At 55.0% G+C, this 20,336-nt stretch carries 10 protein-coding genes; 5 read left to right on the top strand and 5 right to left on the bottom strand.

Annotation, left to right across the window (positions count from 1 at the left end):
* Positions 1–33: 33 nt before the first annotated feature.
* Together RIB44_11665 and RIB44_11660 are read left to right on the top strand one after the other, a co-directional pair.
* Entirely contained in the window at positions 34–3,045 is a 3,012-nt protein-coding gene (locus tag RIB44_11665) for a PSD1 and planctomycete cytochrome C domain-containing protein (GenBank protein MEQ8617244.1), read from the top strand.
* 9 nt (positions 3,046–3,054) lie between these two features.
* Positions 3,055–4,521 (top strand): DUF1501 domain-containing protein, encoded by a 1,467-nt coding sequence (locus RIB44_11660; GenBank protein ID MEQ8617243.1) that lies wholly within the window; start codon positions 3,055–3,057, stop codon positions 4,519–4,521.
* On the opposite strand, the gene RIB44_11655 is transcribed toward RIB44_11660, so the two are convergent.
* Together RIB44_11655 and RIB44_11650 are read right to left on the bottom strand one after the other, a co-directional pair.
* Positions 4,518–5,882: a DUF1501 domain-containing protein gene (locus tag RIB44_11655; protein ID MEQ8617242.1), complete on the bottom strand. Its 1,365-nt coding sequence runs from the start codon at positions 5,880–5,882 to the stop codon at positions 4,518–4,520. The two genes, RIB44_11660 and RIB44_11655, sit on opposite strands and share 4 nt — an antisense overlap.
* A 20-nt stretch (positions 5,883–5,902) precedes the next feature.
* Complete coding sequence (locus RIB44_11650; GenBank protein MEQ8617241.1) at positions 5,903–8,512, bottom strand: PSD1 and planctomycete cytochrome C domain-containing protein; 2,610 nt, start codon at positions 8,510–8,512, stop codon at positions 5,903–5,905.
* 200 nt (positions 8,513–8,712) lie between these two features.
* Here RIB44_11650 and RIB44_11645 point away from each other — a divergent pair, with 200 nt between their 5' ends.
* The gene (locus tag RIB44_11645) at positions 8,713–10,269 is read left to right on the top strand and encodes a sulfatase (protein MEQ8617240.1); all 1,557 of its coding nucleotides are present in this window, start codon (positions 8,713–8,715) and stop codon (positions 10,267–10,269) included.
* 10 nt (positions 10,270–10,279) lie between these two features.
* Here the strand turns inward: RIB44_11645 and RIB44_11640 are convergent, their stop codons facing one another.
* A complete protein-coding gene (locus RIB44_11640; protein MEQ8617239.1) occupies positions 10,280–12,088 on the bottom strand; it encodes an MFS transporter in 1,809 nt (602 codons plus the stop codon).
* Positions 12,081–13,538: a glucoamylase family protein gene (locus tag RIB44_11635; protein MEQ8617238.1), complete on the bottom strand. Its 1,458-nt coding sequence runs from the start codon at positions 13,536–13,538 to the stop codon at positions 12,081–12,083. Before RIB44_11635 ends, RIB44_11640 begins: the two co-directional genes overlap by 8 nt.
* A gap of 101 nt (positions 13,539–13,639) precedes the next feature.
* On the opposite strand from RIB44_11635, the gene RIB44_11630 reads away from it, so the two are divergent.
* Both RIB44_11630 and RIB44_11625 read left to right on the top strand, forming a co-directional pair.
* Positions 13,640–14,830, top strand: a complete 1,191-nt coding sequence (locus RIB44_11630; GenBank protein ID MEQ8617237.1) for a LacI family DNA-binding transcriptional regulator — start codon at positions 13,640–13,642, stop codon at positions 14,828–14,830.
* A 79-nt stretch (positions 14,831–14,909) separates the two neighbouring features.
* Complete coding sequence (locus tag RIB44_11625; protein MEQ8617236.1) at positions 14,910–18,497, top strand: hypothetical protein; 3,588 nt, start codon at positions 14,910–14,912, stop codon at positions 18,495–18,497.
* Here RIB44_11625 and RIB44_11620 read toward each other — a convergent pair.
* A complete protein-coding gene (locus RIB44_11620; GenBank protein ID MEQ8617235.1) occupies positions 18,494–19,954 on the bottom strand; it encodes a PEP-CTERM sorting domain-containing protein in 1,461 nt (486 codons plus the stop codon). The genes RIB44_11625 and RIB44_11620 overlap by 4 nt on opposite strands.
* Positions 19,955–20,336 lie beyond the last annotated feature (382 nt).

Below are 20,336 nucleotides of genomic sequence, written 5' to 3'. Positions count from 1 at the left end.
GCGGGCATTGTTACCTTGGTTGCGGTTCTCGTCATGTCGTCTTCTAACGCTTTCGCTGAAGAGACGCCGATTGACTTCGGCCGGACGATTCGCCCGATTCTCTCCAACGCCTGCTTCACATGTCACGGCCCCGATAATGCACGGCGAGCAGCCGATCTGCGACTCGACAAGGAAGAGTCCGCCAAGGAGTATGCCATCGTCGAGGGCGACCCCGAGAGCAGTGAGATCATTGCGAGGATTCTTAGCGATGATCCCGACGTTGTGATGCCTCCGCCTGAGCAGGCGCAGCGGCCGAGTCCCGAGGAGATCGAACTGCTCAAGAAGTGGATCGCTCAGGGGGCTCCCTGGTCAAAGCATTGGGCCTACATTCCCCCGAAGAAGGAGTCGCCCCCCGAGCTTCAGCAAAAGGACTGGCCACAAAATGGAATTGACCCTTTCGTCTTGACCAAGCTTGAAGCGTTAGGGCTCAAGCCAAATGGTCGGGCGAGTAAAGAAATGCTTTTGCGACGAGTGACGTTTGACCTCACGGGGTTGCCTCCAACGCTCGATGAGATCGATGCTTTTCTTCGGGACGAGTCCCCCGAGGCCTATGAGAAAGTCGTCGACCGTCTGCTAGCTTCCCCACGATACGGCGAACACATGGCGTTGCCTTGGCTAGCAGCCGCACGCTACGCGGACACCAACGGTTACCAAAACGACGCAACACGCACGATGTGGCCTTGGCGCGATTGGGTAATCCGCGCGATAAACGACAACATGCCGTTCGATCAGTTTACCGTCGAGCAGATCGCAGGCGACTTGCTTGAAGGGCCTCAAGGTGATGGTCCAACACGCGACCAGATGATCGCTAGCGGATTCCATCGCAATCATGGTTTGAATGGCGAGGGGGGGCGTAATCCTGAGGAGTCGCGGGTTGAGTACGTGATTGACCGTGCGAGTACAACCGGAAGTGTTTGGCTAGGTCTGACCACCGGCTGCGCTCGTTGCCATGATCATAAGTACGATGATATTTCGCAGAAAGAGTTTTACGAGCTGACCGCTTACTTCAACAGCATTGATGAACGGGGCGGTGTGGATGCGGGAGGCAACGCGAAGCCGATTTATGCCTTGCCTACCGAAACAGAAGAGTCAGAGATTGAGCGAACCAAGCAGCAGATTGAAGAGATCAAACGTGAACTGAAGAAGCTGGAAACCCCATCTGCCGAGAAGCAGATCGCTTGGGAGAAAGAGACCCAACACTGGCTTTCACTCCTTCGCCAAGACAAGCTCTGGAAACCTCTTAGCGGAGTCGCCTTGGAATGTGAAAACGGCGCCACCTGGGAAGAGCTTTCTGATCATTCCGTGCTCGTCTCGAAGATGAGCAGTACGAGCGATGACTATGTCATTACGGTTGAATTGCCCGCTGGCAATCACGAGGCCCTTCAACTCGAAGCACTGAAGCATGAAAAACTCGTCGGCGGACAGTTCAGTTTAGGCATCAACGGAGGCTTCAGCGTTACGGGGATGATCGTCAAGCTGGACGGTAAGCCCCTTTCCTTCCAGGAACCGAAGGCGAATACCGGCGAGCCAAAAGGTTTGACAGACATCAACAAGTACAAGGAGTGGAAAGTTGAAAAACCAACGCATGCCCCAGAAGTACCCACTTGGATGGCGAAATTCCAACAGCCGCTCAAGCTCGACAAGCCGCGGACTTTGACGATTCGCTTGAAGCACCAGGCTCGCACAGGGGATGCTCCCATCGGTCGGTTCCGCTTTTCAGTGACTTCTTATCCGCTACCCACGTTAAAGAAAGACCTGGGCCTTTCTGGTCCGGTGGTAGTGGCGTTAGATACCCCAGAGGGTAAGCGGACCGAACAGCATCGCAAGCAGCTTGCGGACGAAGCGCGCAAGTTCGCTCAAGCACCCTCGCGCAAGAAGATCAATGAGCTACAGGAGCATCTCGACTGGCTAAAGTGGAAGACGACGAAGGTCATGGTGATGTGTGATCGCCAGACTCCTCGCGACACTTATCTTTTGAAGCGGGGCCTCTGGAATCAGCCGGACAAGAGTGAAAAGTTGCAACCGGGGGTCATGGCTGCATTGCCGCCTTTGCCTGAGGATGCCCCCTCGAATCGCATCGCCTTGGCGGAGTGGTTGGTGCGTCCCGATCATCCACTGACAGCTCGAGTGACGGTCAATCGCTATTGGCAGCAGTTTTTTGGAACTGGTTTGGTGAAAACGAGCGAAGACTTCGGGGTGCAGGGTGAACGTCCGAGTCATCCCGCACTTCTGGACTGGCTGGCGATTGAGTTCGTTGAATCAGGCTGGGATGTGAAGCACATTCATAAGCTCATCGTGATGAGCGCGGCCTATCAGCAAGATTCAGTGGCGACAGCAGAAGCGGTTGAGTTAGATCCCTATAATCGCTTGATTAGCCGTGGCCCGAGATTTCGACTCTCTTCTCAAGCTCTGCGAGATCAGGCGTTGGCAATTAGCGGGCTGCTCGTTGAAAAGATGGGAGGCCCAGGCGTCATGCCCTATCAACCTGACAAGGTCTGGTCGGACTTCAGCTTAGGCAAAATCAAATACAAACAAGGTGAAGGGGACGACCTGTATCGTCGCAGCATCTACACCTTCTGGCGACGACCCGTAGGGCCGACGATGTTCTTCGACAATCCGGGCAGACAAGTTTGCACGGTGAGGCCTTCATTGACTAATACACCGCTACATGCTCTGACGTTGCTTAATGACGTCACCTATGTCGAAGCGGCCCGTGTGTTGGCCGAAAGGATGCTCAAAAGCCCCGCGGAAACAGCGCCGGCACGTATCGAAAGAGCGTTCCGCATCGCAACCTCACGTTTTCCCTCCAAACAGGAGATCAAGGCGCTTGAGAGCGCTCTTAAAAAGCTCCAGGACGAGTTCCAAGCAAACCCCGAGGCGGCCACGGAATTGATCGCCACGGGTGCTTCGACAGCGGATGAGAGTCTCGACAAAATTGATTTGGCGGCTTACACGAGCCTGATGAATATTATTCTGAATCTCGATGAAGTCGTCACCAAAGGATAATCAGCTGGCATGAATCCTCACCTTGAAAGAATGCATATCGAATCACGGCGAGATTTTCTTGGTCGCTCGGGCTTAGGGCTCGGTGCGGCAGCGCTCGCAAGTCTTACGGGAACACTGCCTGCACTCGGCTCTGCTGGAAAAGCGGTTCGTCAAGCTAGCGGGATTGGAGATCTGCCACACTTCCCAGCGCGAGTGAAGCGTGTGATTTACCTCATGCAATCGGGTGCACCATCGCACGTCGATCTTTTCGACGAAAAGCCGATGCTTGCCGAGATGCGTGGGCAGCAAATTCCTGATTCAATCAGCAAGGGGATGCAAAGCTCGACGATGACTGCCGGCAAGGGGCAGCCTTGTTTGGGCGCAATTGCTCCGATTCGCAAGCACGGCCAGTGTGGGGCGTTGGTTTCAGACTGGCTGCCGCATACGGCAAGTGTTGTCGACGACTTGTGCTTTGTGAAATCGATGAAGACCGAGTCGGTCAATCACGCCCCGGCGATGACCTTCCTGCTCACAGGCGGTGAACAGCCGGGCCGACCCAGCATGGGGGCGTGGCTTTCCTATGGATTGGGTAGTGCGAACGATGACCTTCCGACTTTCTGTGCGATGACTTCACGGGACAAAGAAGGAAGCTGCGGCCAGTTGTTCTATGACTACTATTGGGGTAGTGGATTCCTGCCCACTAAGCACCAGGGCGTGAAGTTCCGCGGTGGCGGTGACCCGGTGCTTTACCTTTCCAATCCGAAGGGCATGTCTCCAAAAGTCCGCCGTCAGGTACTCGACAGCGTTGCCGAACTCAACCAGATGCAATATGAGCGAACCCGTGACCAGGAGACGCTCACCCGAATCGCACAGTACGAGATGGCCTACCGTATGCAGACTTCGGTCCCGGCGTTGACGGATCTTTCCACGGAGCCGCAGCACATTCTCGACATGTATGGGCCCGACGTGACGCGACCGGGAACGTATGCGTTCAACTGCTTGATGGCCCGTCGGCTAGCTGAGCAGGATGTCCGATTTATTCAGTTGATGCACTCGGGCTGGGATCAGCATACCAATCTGCCGACGCAACTCATCAACCAATGTCGCGATACCGACCAGCCTTCCGCGGCGTTGGTGAAAGACTTAAAGCAGCGTGGAATGTTGGACGAAACCCTAGTCATCTGGGGCGGCGAGTTCGGCCGGACTCCTTACGGCCAAGGAAATATCAACAACAAGAAGGTTCATGGCCGCGACCACCATCCCAATAGCTTTACGATCTGGATGGCAGGTGGCGGGATGAAACCGGGGCTCACCTACGGTGCGACTGACGAGTTCGGCTTTAACGTCGTGAAAGATCAGGTCCACGTTCACGACTTGCAAGCGACAGTGCTAGCCCAACTGGGGATTGACCATGAGCGTTTGACATACAAGTTTCAAGGAAGGCATTTCCGGCTAACGGACGTGCATGGTCACGTTGTTGAAGACATTGTCGCTTAGGCGATAATCTCTTTCGCCACATTCCCATGGACATCGGTCAGCCGATAGTCGCGTCCACCGTAACGGTACGTGAGCTGTTCGTGGTCGAGGCCTAGCAGATGCAAGATCGTGGCGTGCCAGTCGTGGACATGGCAGGGTCGGTCGACCGCTTCGTAGCCGTGTTCGTCGGTTGCCCCATAGCTGAAACCGCCCTTCACGCCGCCGCCGGCCATCCAAGTGGTGAAACCCTTGTTGTTATGGTTGCGTCCATCGGGGCCCTGTGACGCAGGCGTTCGGCCGAACTCGCCGCCCCAGATCACGAGCGTGTCTTTGAGCAGATCGCGTTGCTTGAGGTCTTGAAGCAAACCGGCAATCGGTTTGTCGACGGCTTCGGCACGGGTTCGCAAGGTGGTGGTCAGATTGGCATGCTGATCCCAGCCTCCGAAGGTCACTTCGATAAAACGCACTCCCGCTTCTGCGAAACGGCGGGCGAGCAGACACTGCTTACCGAAATTATCGGTTGGTCCTTCGTTGACGCCATACATTGCGAGGGTCTCTTTCGTCTCGCCCGAGAGATCCATGAGTTCGGGCATTTCGCCCTGCATGCGGAAGGCGAGCTCGAACGATTCAATCGCTCCTTCAACCTCCGGGTGAACCTGTTCGCGTGCAAGTTTCTCTCGATTGAGTGCTTGAACGAAGTCGAGCTGCCGACGTTGGAGCCGCTCGTCGAGATGAGGGCTCTTGATATCGGGAACCGTCTCGCCACCTGCAGCCGGCATTCCGCGACGACCCCCGCGACCGATGCGAGCGCCGCTATATACGGATGGCAGGAACGCGCTGGCATAGGTGCCCGCACCATTGGCGGGGCTCATTGAGATGAATCCCGGCATACTTTCATTCTCGGTGCCAAGCCCGTAGACGGTCCACGAGCCGAGCGAGGGGCGAATAAACTGGGCAGTGCCTGTGTGCATCTGGATCGTTGCGTTCGGATGCACCGGTTGATCGCACTGCATCCCGCGGATGAGGGTGAGATCGTCCGCATGATTGCCAACATTCTTGAAGAGTTCAGAGATCCATAGACCGCTGTCACCACGTTGATGGAACTCGAAAGGCGATCCCAGCAACGAGCCTCCGTACTTGCCTTGTTTACCGTGATCCTTTGAGAGCTGCGGCTTGTAGTCGAACGTATCAACGTGCGAAGGACCGCCCTGCATGAAGAGAAAGATCACCCGCTTAGCCGTCGCAGGGAAGTGCGGAGCTTTTGGTGATAAGGGATTGAGACTCTTCGCCTCTTTCGCAGCCAGCGCGCTGCTGAGACCAGCAAATGCCAAGTAGCCGAATCCCGAAGAAGCGGCTTGAAGGATTTGACGTCGTGAGAACATGATTATCGTCCGTCGGTTGGCTAGTACACGTATCGGAACTCAGCCGAAGCAAACAAACTCTGGCACAAGGCCGCTAGGGTTTCCTGGCGAGTTTTCGATTTGGAGAAATCATCAATAAAGGAATTTGCCGCCACCTGCTCGCCGGCCGTGGGACGGCGTCCGTAGGCGAACAGAAACGCGATTTCGATTTGACGGTTGGGGCGTGAGCTCATCTTCTCGATGCGTTCTGCCAACGCCTCACTTTGCTGGATCACAAAGGGATTGTTCATGAGGTAGAGAGCCTGATCCGCCGTGTTGGAAGCATCTCTCGCACCGACGACTGCGTTGGAATCCGCAAAGTCGAACACGTGTAACGAGCGAGGCGTCGCATCACGGACGATCGGCAAGTAGACGCTGCGATAGACGGCTTCCTCCATGTCTAACAAACTGGTGACTTTGTTGATGACTGCCTCTCGACCGAGAGCCCGTCGCTCGGCGCGGCTCATGTTTCGATTCCCACGAGTTTGGGCGTTCCGCGCGTTCATAGCCGTAGCGATTAACTCGCGCCCTCCGATTCGCTGGACTGCGTCCCGAACGTTCCCGAGTACGCCATTCTGCACGCGAACGTATCCCGCTTTGGCGACTTCCGAACCACGCGGCCGCTGGAGATCGAGTTCACCACTGATGGCCAGCATGGTGTCGCGAATCGCCTCGGCATCGAGGCGGCGCGGATTGGCCCGCCAGAGCAGAGTGTTCTCAGGATCGAGGTTGTGAGAGTGTTCATCATAGGTTGACGCCAAGCGATAGACTCGCGAAGTCATAATCGCCCGCACCATGTGTTTCACGGACCAGCCGGAGTTGACGAACTCAGTGGCCAGATGATCTAGCAGCTCAGGGTGTGTCGGAGGTTGGCCCGTCACGCCAAAGTTATCTGGTGATCGCACCAAACCGTGACCAAGCAAGTGTTGCCAAATGCGGTTGACCATCACCCGGGCCGTGAGCGGATTCTTGTCGCTGGCGATCCATTGGGCCATTTGCAGACGGCCACTGGCGTCGCTTGGCAGCGAGGTCTGACTGTTGGACAAGACCTGAGGGAATCCTCGCTCAACCGTTTGGCCAGGCTCGTCGATTTCGCCTCGGACGAGAATGCGAGCATCACGCGGTGCCTGGGTATCTTGGACGCCCATGCAGTAGCTCAGGGGGTTGCCTTTCTCATCGACAACGGCCAGCTTATCGACAAGCTGCGACATCTGAATGACGTTAATCAGCCGCCTGAGTTGAGCGTTGTTCGCCCCTTGCTGACGCAGTTCAAAGAGCTGTCGCTGCTTGTTGGCAACTTCCCCGCGGAGATCATCCAACTCTTCTGGAGTGTAGCGTTTATCGTAGGGATTGGGATCTTCGACAGGCAGCAAGATCAAACTGCTTGCCTGGCGGGCTTGCGGTCTGCGGATGAGGTTCGACGACGGGTTTCCAAAGTAGGTGTCCGTGCTGCCGAAGATGCCCGCCATCGCGTAGTAGTCGCTCTGAGGGATGGCATCGAACTTGTGATCATGACAGCGAGCACAGGCAACGGAAGTTCCTAGGAAAACCCGTGTGGTGGCGTCGATCTGTTCGTCGACAACGTCTGCTGTGAATTGAGCACGAGCTTGCTCGTTAATGTTTTTGGTGCCGACTGCCAGGAAACCCGTGGCGATCAAGTTCTTCGCCCAGGTTTCGTCGGTTTCGGCGGGAAGCAAGTCGCCGGCGAGCTGCTCCTGGATGAATCTGTCGAACGGCTTATCCGCGTTAAATGAATCGATGACGTAGTCGCGATACCGCCAGGCATGAGGGAAGGTCATGTTGACGGCATTGCCTGTTGACTCGGCAAAGCGAACGACATCCAACCAATGGCGTCCCCACCGTTCGCCGTATTGTCCGCTGGCGAGCAACTCATCAACCACGTCGGCAACCGCTTGCTCAGAATCCTTGTTCCACGCTTTCGTGAATTGCGCGATCTGCGGTGGCGAAGGTGGCAGGCCGACGAGGTCGAAGTGCAATCGACGCAGCAACTTGGTAACCTCGGTGTCTTCGGTGGGCTCTATGTTCGCCTGTTCGAGCTTGGCGAGGATGAATTGGTCGATCTCAGTCTTGGGCCAAGTTGTATCTTCGACATTGGGTGGCGTTGAAGCTTGGGGAGGTTGGTAAGCCCAAAAAGTCTTCTTCGCTTGCTGGATGTCTTCTTCAGAGATCGACGACTTGATCTCAGCGATGGTCGTCACGCGCGGATCAGGTGCCCCCATTTCAATCCACGTGCGAAAGTCGTCAATCACTTTCTGAGGTAGCTTTCGCTTGGGTGGCATCACGAAATCTTGATGAGTGATCGCCCCGTAGATCAAGCTTTCATCAAGACTACCCGGAACGATCGCGGGCCCACTGTCACCCCCTTCCCGCATGACATCACGTGTATCCAGCCGTAGCCCGCCGCGGATGCTGCCCGTTTTGTTCGAGTGGCAGGAATAACATTCCCGCACGAGAACCGGCCGGATTTTCGACTCGAAGAAGTTGATCTGCTCCGTGGTGAGTTCCTCCCCCGGGGCTTCTGCCGCATCGCTTCTGCCCACCGCTAGAGCGAGGACTATTAGGACAGCGGCGTAATGAGATCGAGCGTTCATAGGGCTGCGAGGGTCGGAGAGTTCGTTGCCTGGAGTGGCGTTCTAAGAGGTGAAACACTGGCAATGACAGCAAGTTCCGTAGTTTCTCGGTTTGGCTGAATTGCTTGTTTGCGGCGTTCGGGACCGCTATCCTAGGGCATGATGGAATTCCAAAAATCGGCGTTTTCTAGCGACCTTCCTTCTCTCTCCCCGAGTCACCCATGAAGCCTATTTCAGTCTTTCCCGCACGATTGTTGCAAGCGCTTTCATGCCTGCTCTTCCTGAACCATGCTCTTGCAGTTGAGCGGCCCAATATCGTCTTCATTTTCTCTGACGACCATGCCTATCAGGCGATCAGTGCCTATGGGTCGGAACTGACCACTACGCCCCATATCGATCGAATTGCTAGCGAGGGAATGCGGTTTGATCGCTGCTATGTGACGAACTCGATCTGCGGGCCAAGTCGTGCGTGCATTCTCACGGGGAAATACAGTCACAAGAACGGCTTTTACGGCAATGGTGAAGAGTTCGACAACAGCCAACTGACGTTCCCGAAACTACTTCAACAGGCCGGCTACCAAACGGCGATCGTTGGCAAGTGGCACCTGGGGCACAAGACCCACCCACAGGGTTTCGATCATTGGAATCTGATCAAGGGGCAGGGCTACTACTACCAATCAAAGTTCATGGGGCCTTTAGGTGAAACGCAGCATGTCGGCTACACGACCGACTTGGTGACACGCTACACGCTGCAGTGGCTGAATGAAGGTCGCGATCCCAACAAGCCCTTTATGATCATGATGCAGCATAAAGCACCGCATCGTCCTTGGGACCCAGGACTGGATCATATCAACGACTTTGCCGACCACGAGTTTCCCGAACCAAAGACACTGTTTGATGATTATGAGAATCGCGCTTCAGCTGCTCGCAACGCAACAATGCGTATCTCCGACCATATGAACACGCGTGCCGCTGACTTAAAGGCTTGGAAGCAAGACGAAAAAAACCCTCCTAATGGGACCAACGATCGAAACTGGTTCTACGGCAAAATGACAACGAGGCAGAAGGCCAAGTTCGAGCCTGCAATCGATCGAAAGAATAGGCTGCTTTACGAGGGGAAACTCGAAGGTAAGGAATTGGTCCGCTGGAAGTACCAACGCTACATGCAAGATTACTTAGCTTGTGCGGCAGGTGTCGACGATAGTGTGGGCACGCTTCTTGACTATCTCGACAAGGAAGGACTCGCTGAAAATACGATCGTCATTTACTCCTCCGACCAAGGATTCTATTTGGGAGAACACGGTTGGTACGACAAACGATGGATGTATGAGCAATCGTTGCGAACCCCTTTGATCGTGCGTTGGCCAGGAAAGACCAAGCCGGGGACGGTCAGCAAATCGATTGTGTCGAATCTGGATTTTGCGGAGACATTCCTCGACATCGCCGACGTTGAGGTTCCGGCACAGATGCAAGGCCGCAGCTTGGTGCCAATCCTTGAGGGTCAGACGCCGCAGGATTGGCGGAAGTCGTTCTACTACCACTATTACGAGGGCAGAGGCCACAATGTCGCCGAACATTACGGTGTAACCAACGGTCGACTGAAACTCATCCACTATTACAAGCTCGACGAGTGGGAATTGTTCGACTTAGAAGCCGACCCCGATGAAATGAATAGCGTCTACGGGAAAGCCGAGTATGCCGATCAGCAGTCGACGATGGAAAAGGAGTTGCAACGTTTGCGGACCGAGTTGGAAGTGACAACCAACGATCCAACCTAGCGCATTTATCTTAGGACGGATCGCCCCGGCGGTGTTCGAGGATCGCTTTGATCTCGTAGCAACGCTTCTCGGTCAACGGATACTTAAGAGTAAGCCATATAGAAAAAACGCTCAGTATCAAAGGCAAGCAGATTTCAACGACCCGCAATCGCAGAAGGGTTGTCGGGGACTGCTGCTTCACAGCAACTGTTTTTGCAAGAATAAGCTCGATCGTCTTCAAGAGATCTTCTGACGACGCGAGAAACTCGTCCTTTCTCGCGTCGAATTCTAGCACCAAAGGGCGGAGCTCTTTTAGTTCTGCCCGGATGTTCTCCAAGTGCTGATTGTCGCCTTGCTGCACTGTTTGCCGCTGCTGAAAATGTTTCTCGATCTTGTCGAGTGCCTTGAGAGCTTCTTTCATTTGCTCTACTAGCGTCTCTTGCCGTTTCTTCTCAGGCTCTGACTCCTCCTCTTCCTTGAAAACACTCTCGATTGTCTGCATACTCCCGCGCAACTCATCGACAGCGACGTTTTGTTTCTCGTCGAAGTTGGTAAACAGCAACAGTGCGCCGGTAAGCAAGCTGGCCAGCGCACTCCCCATCTTGATGAACCACCAAAAAACGGAGTAGTAACTGCCTTCCGATCGGGTGCCTGTGTTGAGTTCATCCTCATCGCAGATGTCTGCGACCATTGAAGCGCCGAGCGTAAAAAACATGAGCATCCCTGCCGAGAGCAGCATCGTCGGCAAGAGTACCAGGTAGGGCAGGTCGGGATTGTAGCAGAACACTTTCAGAAATTGGGCGAGGCACATTAGCAGGATTGCAACGATAAGCGTCCGGTTTTTGCCGATTCGCTCGCTGATCCAGTTCAGCGGGAATACGGCAACCAGAGCGGTGACGGCCCAGACAGTACCATCGATCCCTAGCAGCGTGGAAGCTAACGAGATGTCCCCTCCGTAGAGGTAAAAAATCTTGATGTAATTCGCAAAGTTACCGACCAGATTGAACCCCAGGGCGAGCGTAAAAATAATCGCTACAAGTCTGAGGAAATTCTTGTTGCTGCTAGTTGATTTCAGATCTTTCCAGAGTTCTGTTTTCTCTTGATCGCGTGCGACTCGAAACCCGGGTTCAGTGAGGGTAGCGAACCACCAGAACGAAAGCGGAATCAAGATCGCCGCAATGGCGATGGAAACGTACCGCATTCCATCAATGGGATCGCCGCCTGGGCCGCAGAAGAACTCCATGCTTGCCAAAGCGATCAACCATGGCGTGCCCATGGCGAACAGGTTTCCTAGGAAACTTTTTGCACTGAATAGCCGTGTCCGTTCGTGATAGTCGTCGGTCATCTCCATCCCGAGCGCGCCGTGAGGAATTTCAAAGACGGTACATGCTGTGAAGAAAACGAGGACACCACCGAGCAGGAATGTCAGTTGAAACCAGTTGTAGGCAGACTCGCTACCAAAGTAGGCTTGCACTGATTCGCCTCGCGGAACCCACCAGATGGCAACGAAGCTCAGGGCGACCGCAATGCCGCCGATCAAAATGTACGGCTTCCGTCGTCCCCACCGAGAACGAGTGTTGTCGGTAATGTGCCCCATGAGCGGATCGGAGATCGCGTCCCACAGTCGTGGCACCATGAGGATGGCACCCAGCCAAAATGCGCTCAGTCCTAAGGAGATATTTCCGAGCAGGGCGGTGATCTGGCCTGCAATGTAGAACAAAGCAATCGGGATAATTCCGCCACTGCCGTAGGCGACAAGTTGCGTCCACGAGACTCGCCCTTGTGGCCTTATTTCCGCAGCGCTCGAAGGGCTGTTTTCAATTTGGGCGGGCTCAGTCAATCGCGTCCTCGCGCTTCCATTTGAGCCGCTCGACGGCACGTTGCGCAGCTGGGTGCCTCATGAATAAGTCCCAGATCAAACCGGTGCGTGCGTTCTCGATGGCGAGAATCATTGGACCGTCGTCGATGCTCAAGTAGTCAGGCGTTCCCTGTTGTTCTTCACGGTCAAGATTGAAACTGTCGAGCAGCCCGTAGCCGCCTTCTTCGAGAGGTCGCCAGACGATGTGCTCGCCGTCCTTGTTCTTGAGATTACGGAACTCCCGCAACGCAGCGACCGATTCCTCAGGCATGAACATGATCGCTGATCCGGCAGCGTATGGGGTGACCGTTCCGCCGCAGAAGTTGTCGGTCCCTTCCATGCTCGGCCTGATCGACTGGACGATGTAGCTCATTTCGCCCTTTTCGTTGAGATCGGCTGCCGGGCTCATGCCCCAGCGGTTGGGGCCGAAAGACTTGTACTCGCTGGCGGCTTCAAGGCACCGTTGGCGATGAGTTAGCAACGCACGGCGAGAGTTCTCGAACCAATCAATCGGTGGGTAGTCGACGCCGAAGGCTTGCGGGTCGTCTGCCGCGAACTTATCGTAGTCGATCCAGCAATGGGCAAAGAAATAGGTGAACGCCTGACTGCCCCACGAGACGGCAAACGGTGGCATGTCCTTGTGTCGCTTGATCACGCGTTCCAACCCGTAGTAAACCTTTGGATCGACGGCATGCTCCGGTTTGGGAGCGCCGACCGCGAGAAAAGTCACGAGATGTTCCTCGGCACTGGCCTTATACCATGTCCAGGGGCGGAAGTCGCCGGGGCCGGTGAGGTCATGTTTATTCTTCTCATCCGGTCGCCAACCAAAGGAGATCGGGCCGTCCTTTTCAAGTTGATAAATCTGCCAGTTAGCGTCGGCGACTAACTTGTCGGCGAGTGCTTGAACCTCACCGCCAAAGTAGACGCTCACGGTCATCGCACCTGCTTGGAGTAACGCATGGTCGACTGTGCTCGCCTGTACCTGCAGATGCGGATCGCTGTGCATGCCCCCCGTGTTCAAATCAACGTAATGCAAGTAGATGCCGTGCTTCTTATTATCTTCGCGGGAAACGATGCCTGACAGGATTTTCTTGGCTCGCTCTTCGCCTTGGTCTCGAGTGATCCAACCACGTTCGACACCGATTGGAATCGCGGACAGTTGAAAACCAACGCCTGCTAAGCTCGATGCGATGTCGTTGGTGTAACGATCTTTGACGAGCGGGACCGGATCGCCGACTTCTTTCCACAGGAACTCGAAACAGCCCCGCTGAATCTCCGTGAGAAGCTCTTGGTCTTCAGTGCTAAACTCGTGATCGAGCACTTTTTCCGTTGCGGGGCTACGAAGAATCGCAGGCTTGGAAACCTCGTTTGCATGAAGGCAAGCGTGAGAAAGCAGAAAAAAACAACCGACCGTTAACGTCGTGCGAAGCATAGCTCTCAGCTCGTTGATGTCGGGATAAACGAACACGGGTGAGCGAGGCCTTCGCAGTGGAGAAGAGAAACAGGTCTAGGGCGCGCTGAAAAAGATTGAAAGTGAGCGAGGTGGCGGCTCAGGTAATCATTGACAAACGCATGTATGCCAGACTATTCTTGAATGAAAGCGCTGTCAATCGGTGCGGCTATTCTGCCGTGCCCGAACTCGTTCACTCTGGTCTTTCCCGATCGGCTTACAGCTTGGAGTCTGCGTTGCCCGCTTCGATGGAAGATGTGGCCAAAAAGGCCAACGTTTCGATTAGCACGGTCTCGCGCGTGTTGAATCGTCAGAACATTGTCAACGCGGCGACGCGGAAACGGGTAGAGTCTGCCATCGAGGAGCTTGGCTACAAGCCCAACGTTTTCGCCCGTGGGTTAATGTTGCGGAAGAGCCATATCTTGGCGCTCGTCCTGCCTGACCTGCACGGCGAGTTCTATTCGGAAATCATCCGCGGCGCGAATTCGCGTGCTCGGCAGATGGGCTACCAACTGATGGTCTCCTCGATCACGCAAAGTGAAGAAGACAGTTCAGCACTATCAGCGGTCTTGGAGCACGGCTTGGCGGATGGCTTGGCCTTCATGGTTTCTGAGGTGGATGACCAGACACGGAAAACGCTTTCTGGCATCAAGATTCCCTACGTTGTCCTTGACGGGACTGTCGAAGGATTGAAGCACGACTGCGTTTCGATTGACCAAGTGCAGGGTGCCTCAGCAATGGTGCAGCACCTAGTAGCGAAATGCCACGCGAAACGCATCATCTTTCTGGGCGGTTTAGTGACAAATATCGATACGATTGACCGCCTTTCTGCCTACAAGACAGTCATGGAAGAGTCGGGATTGGAAGTTGGGGAGAAAGACATTTTTCATCTCGACTATCGCTACGAAACCGCCTACGAACTGGGCCTCAAGCACGTGCGAGAGTGGGCACGTACAGAAGCCTCTGTTTTTGCTGCCAACGATGAGATGGCAGCCGGCATCATTGATGCGGCGATTGAGAATGGCGTTTCGGTCCCAGGGGGACTACGCGTTGTCGGCTTCGATGATACGCGCATCGCGCAGATGACGCGGCCTCGGCTGACGACCGTGCATGTGCCAATGTCGAGCATGGGGGCGTCGGCGATTGAATTGCTTTGCCAAAGGCTCATCGAGGGGGATCGTCCCCATACAAAATTAACGTTGCAGTCGGAGTTAGTCGTTCGCGATTCCTGCGGGGCAAGCGGCTCCTCACTCCAAGAGAAGCCAATCGGCTAGTACAGTGAACGCTTCTGACAGTTGTCTTCGAAGTTCGTGATTGAAGCCGTTCAGGAAAGAATCAAGGGCAGTTGTTTCGATGCAAACTCAGCCTACCACATCGACTCTAGGAGAAAAGTCGCCGGAGGGTGCGCTGCGAACCGATGAGCGTACCCCAAGCTACTTTCAGTTGGCCAATGCGGAGCTAGCTTCGGTCTTGAGTACAACCGGTGCGGGTGGCCTTTTTCATGGTGAAGTGGCGGTAACGCGCTGGCGAGGTGATGCAACTTCTGACGCAGAGGGTTATTTCGTTTATGTCCGCGACTTAGACTCGGGCGAATACTGGTCGACCTCGTATCAGCCGACGCTCAAGGAAGCTAGTGAGCAGTCAGTTGCCGTCAACGGAAGCGTGATCGAGTTCCGCAACTCTCAGCTGGGAATCGATTCGGTCATGCGGGTTTGGGTCGCGCCGAATGCCCCTCTCGAATTGCGAAGCTGTACGATCACAAACCTAGGATTCGAGCCGCGACGGATTGAACTAACTAGTTACGCCGAGCTGGTTCTACAAGAGGCAGCAGCCGATGCGGCTCATCTTGCTTTTTCCAAACTGTTCGTCGAGACAAGTCTCAGCGAACATGGCACTCTCATGGCAAGTCGTCGCCCTAGGAGTGGGGGCGAGCAGACACTGAAGGCAGTGCACTTCTTGGCGGGTTCGAATCATGGCGAGCCTCCTGCGTACGAGACAGATCGCTCCCGTTTCTTGGGGCGGGGTCGCGATACTTGTCATCCCCTTGCCATGCAGGAGAAGAGCGGACTTGTTGGATCTTTGGGCAGTGTGCTTGATCCGATCTTTAGCCTGCGAAAAGAGTTTTTTTTACCTCCTGGTGAAAGCGTTTGCGTAACTTTCGCCCTTGCGGCAGGCTTTGAGTTCGGAGAACTCTCGGAAATCGTCGAGCGTTACTCCAAAGATGAAACTGTTGAGCAGTCCTATCAGTCCGTCGTCAAAGACGACAGGGCCGTTGATCGGTTTGAGTTCCAAGGAAAGCAGTTTCGAGTCGACTTTCCGGCAGGCATTTCGCCTTCATCAGGACGAAACGGTTTTGCCCAGCCTGCAGATACCCAAAACGCAGATAATGAGACGATTAGTCGGCAAGCATACGAGAGAAAGTTTTGGCCTGCGACGGGCGGGGCGACGGAAACTCAAGAACGGACATATCCAGAGAAGTTACAGTTTGACAACGGCAAGGGCGGGTTTTCGGAAGACGGGACCGAGTACGTGATTCGGCTGCGTGCGAACGGCGCAGGCCAGCTTACTCGACCTCCGATGCCGTGGGCCAACATCATCGCAAATCCCGACGGTGGTTTTATCGTTTCTGAGTCGGGGGCCGGATACACGTGGGCAGCGAATAGCCGATTGAATCGGCTGACACCCTGGCAGAATGATTTGGTACGTGATCCGCACAGCGAAGCGCTCTACCTGCGAGACGAAGAGCAAGGCGTCTTTTGGTCGACGACCCCAGGGCCGGTTGAGCAAGGGTGCGATTTTGAGGTGAGGCATGGTTTCGGCTACACGAAGTTCCTGCACTCGAGTCAAGGATTAAGCCAAGAAGTGGTGCAATTTGTACCGCGTGTCGGGGCCGTGAAGGTGACGATTGTTCGGTTGCGAAACCTAGAAGATCGACCAAGACGGCTTCGCCTCTTCTCCTACCACCAGTGGGCTCTTGATGACGGGAGTCTGGGTGAGCCGCAGCCGATAAAGACGTCTATTTCAGAACCTTATCAAGCAGTTTTCGCAACCAATGAGGCGCGTGGCGTCTTTTCTGACCGAGTGGCTTTCGCTGCGATGCTCACGCCGAAACCGGTTGGCGAACAGACTCTCACAGGTAATCGGAAAGAATTTCTCGGGCGGCATGGCCATCTCTCCGATCCTGCAGCGTTGCAAACGGAACAGTCGTTCTCGGGGACAGTTGGGGAAGGCTTGGACCCGTGTGCCGCTAGCCAAGTGATGATTGAACTCGCTCCTGGTGAGACGACTGAGTACGTGGTTCTCCTTGGTGAGGCGGAGGATCAACGTGGGGCAGAAAGAATCCTTGAGCAATACCGAACACCAGAGGCTTGCCAGCAGGAGTTGGCAGAAGTTCAAGAATTTTGGCGTGAGAAGCTTTCCGCCGTGCAGATCCAGACACCTTCACCAGCCCTCGATTTGATGGTCAACGGTTGGTTGGGGTATCAGAACCTAAGCTGCCGTTTATGGGGTCGATCGAGCAGCTACCAATCGGGAGGTGCTTACGGTTTCCGCGATCAGCTTCAGGACGCCGCAGCGTGGATGCTCCAGTGGCCGGAGTTGACTCGCGAGCAGATCCTTCGCAACGCGGCTCATCAATTTGTCGAAGGAGACGTGTTGCACTGGTGGCACCCGCCGCAGAGCTTAGGCATCCGCACAATCTTCTCCGACGACCTGCTCTGGATGCCGCTGTTCGCCGCTGAGTATGTGCAGGCGACCGGCGATGAATCGCTTTGGCAAGAGGAAGTCCGCTTTCTCGCAGGCGAAAAGGTCCCCGCTCGCGAAGCGGAGGTCTTGCTCACGCCAGAGGACTCAGGCGAAGTCGGTACCGTTTACGAACACTGCTGCCGTGCTCTGGATAAGGGACTGACAATAGGGCCACATGGCTTGCCCTTGATGGGGTGCGGTGACTGGAATGACGGCATGAATCGAGTCGGGCAGGGTGCCAAAGGAGCGAGCGGTCAGGGAGAAAGTGTTTGGCTCGGGTTCTTTATCGATTACATCCTTGAACGCATGTTGCCAGTCTGCGAACAGTTTGACGATCTCGTTCGTCTACAAAAGTATCGTGCTTACCGTCAGCAGTTGCGGATCGCGCTCAACGATGCAGGCTGGGACGGCCAGTGGTATCGGCGCGCGTTCTTCGATGATGGCACGCCGCTCGGCACTGCCGAGGGCGAAGAGTGTCAGATTGATGCGCTCGTTCAAGCCTGGTCGGTCATGTCAGGTGCGGCTCCTCATGAAAGGGCAGAGAAGGCGATGCAGGCGGCAACCGATCGATTGGTCGACCGTGAAGCCGGTTTGATCCAGTTACTTGATCCGCCCTTTGACAAGATGCCAAACGACCCCGGCTACATCAAAGGCTACTTGCCTGGCATCCGTGAGAACGGCGGGCAGTACACGCATGGTATTCTCTGGTTTATTCGCGCGATGGCGGAGATGGGCAAGGGGACCGAAGCAACGAGACTGTTGGAAATGATCTCGCCTGTGAGCCATACCAAAGACCCGTCTGGTGTGGACACCTACAAGGCCGAGCCGTATGTGATCGCCGCGGACGTTTATAGTCAGCCCCCTCACGCCGGACGAGCTGGATGGTCGTGGTACACGGGCTCCGCGGGTTGGATGTTCCGTGTGGCTGTTGAGTCACTCTTGGGGATCACCATTAAAGGGGGCGACCGCTTGGTAATTGATCCACGCATTAGTGCCGAATGGCCAGAGTGCCGCGTGACGTATCGGTTGCCGGGGAGTGCGACAACCTATGAAATCTCGATTGAGAATCCAGAAGGTCGAGAGAATGGAGTCCGTTTTGCGGCGCTCAACCAGCAAGCTCTTGTGATCACCGACGGAGCGGCAACGGTTCCACTCGCTGATGATGGCAAAACCCACCAAGTGGTAGTGCGACTCTAGCGTCGTGCCGCCGCTTCGATTCTCCGCCTCTTTTTGAGCGTCAATCCCAAGAGAACGGCTAAGAGCCAGACGGTTTGCGGCTCCGGGACACTCACGAAAGCCCCTGAAGCATAGGCACCACTTCCGTAGTTGGCGAGCCAGTTCGACAGGTCGATCGAGTCGTAGGCCGCTGGTATTTCTTGTTGCCATTCGAGAAAATCTGCTCCCGCAACCATCCCATCATCATCAAAATCACCCGCGATGTAGGGGGCGAAGACTCGATCCGCGTAGAAGTTGGGGTGGATACTTTCGACGAGACCAAAAAGCAAGAACAGGTGATCGACGAGTGCCGTATCGTTGGGGACCCACGTTGGCTGAGTCGCAGATTCTCGTACTAGACCGTAACGATACCGTGAGTCGGTTGTTGGGTACTGGCTGTTATAGAAATCCAAGAAGGTGTCCATGTCGCCCCAAGCAGCGACAGCTTCGGGAGAAAAAACATTGTTTGGGTGATTCAGGATTCGATCCGCGTTGTACCCCTGGGGGCTGACTCCCGCCGTGAGTCCATAACGAAAAGTTTCGCCAAGGACGTCCGTAGAATAAGCCTCATCAGCGATGCGTGCATTTTCGAAATAAGTCTCGAAATCAGCGTTGTGACGGAAGTCGCCATTGAAGAAGTGCATTTGTTGCACCCAAAACGCCGGAGCAAAGTTGTTTTGCGAATCGCTCAGTGTGGGCGTTCCATCATAGGTGCGTTTCGTGATCTGATTCACGTCGAGCCAGTCGCCCGCGACAGCCAGGGCACGATTGTTGTTGGGTTGCTTGAGTGCTAGGCTATGCACAAGCATGAATTCATTCCATGGTCTCACCGCACCGCCGCTGCCTCCACCGCTCTTGGTCATATCCAAGAAAATGCGCCCGTCAAGGCTGGGATGGATAGCTGCGTCGAAGTCGATGCTGTTGGTCAGTTCGTCGGCAAGGTCTGCAATTGTTTGGTTTTCGGAGAAGTGATTCTTGGCGAACTGCGCCCCAGCGACAATGAGCGCTGAACTGATGGGGCTGTAGGAATCGTCCCATCCAGGCGGGTCGGTTCCGTCGGCGATGTCCATGAAGTGAATAAAGTGGCCATCGGCCGACCGTTCAGGCGTCACGCCCGGGGTGTTGCCAGTGTGGGCGGAGAGAATGTCGATGACATGCTGATCGGCGTTCTGCAGAGTTCCGAGATGGTCGAGAGAGCTCAGACCGAGCAGCGCAAAGCCGGCAGCGTCCGGTGTCGCCGGATGAAAGCTGTTGCCGCTGAGAACTAAGGAATCGCGTACCAAGCCGGAGGGTTGGATGGCATCGAGGATGTATGTCTGGAGTTTTGCTATTTGATCATTCCGGGCGGCTTCGAATTGCTGAGCAATAGCTGCGTCCAGGGCGCAAAAGTGTCCAATCAGGAATGGGGCAATGAGCAGTAGTTTAAAGGGCGGTTTCATCACGTTCTTGCTGTTTCGGGATCGAGCGTCAGAAAACACCAGATTTCCACTAAGATAGGGCTCTCCCGTATCATACCTAGCGTGGACGGAGGAACACGGTAAATTGACTCGTGTAGGGCCTTTTCACGGGAAGAAAAATACTTGAAAAACCAATATGAAAGCGCTTGCAGTAATTGGTGCTTCATGTATGATAATGGGGAGTAAGATGATGTTTGTTGCCCCAAGATTATTGGGTTGTTAGTTAGGGCTCCCCTACCTTGTAGGCGGGTAAGGTGCCAATGCTTTTCGTTCGGAACTTGTTCGCTACCTACTTGGTAGCATCGCTTATGCTTGCGAGCTTAGGTTGTAGCCCTAAGGCATCGCCCGCGGCTCTGGAGAGAGA

Source organism: Lacipirellulaceae bacterium (genome assembly GCA_040218535.1).
Taxonomy (GTDB): Bacteria; Planctomycetota; Planctomycetia; order Pirellulales; family Lacipirellulaceae; genus Adhaeretor.
Note: the sequence above shows the minus strand (reverse complement) of the source record. Positions and strands in the feature narration are given on the sequence as shown.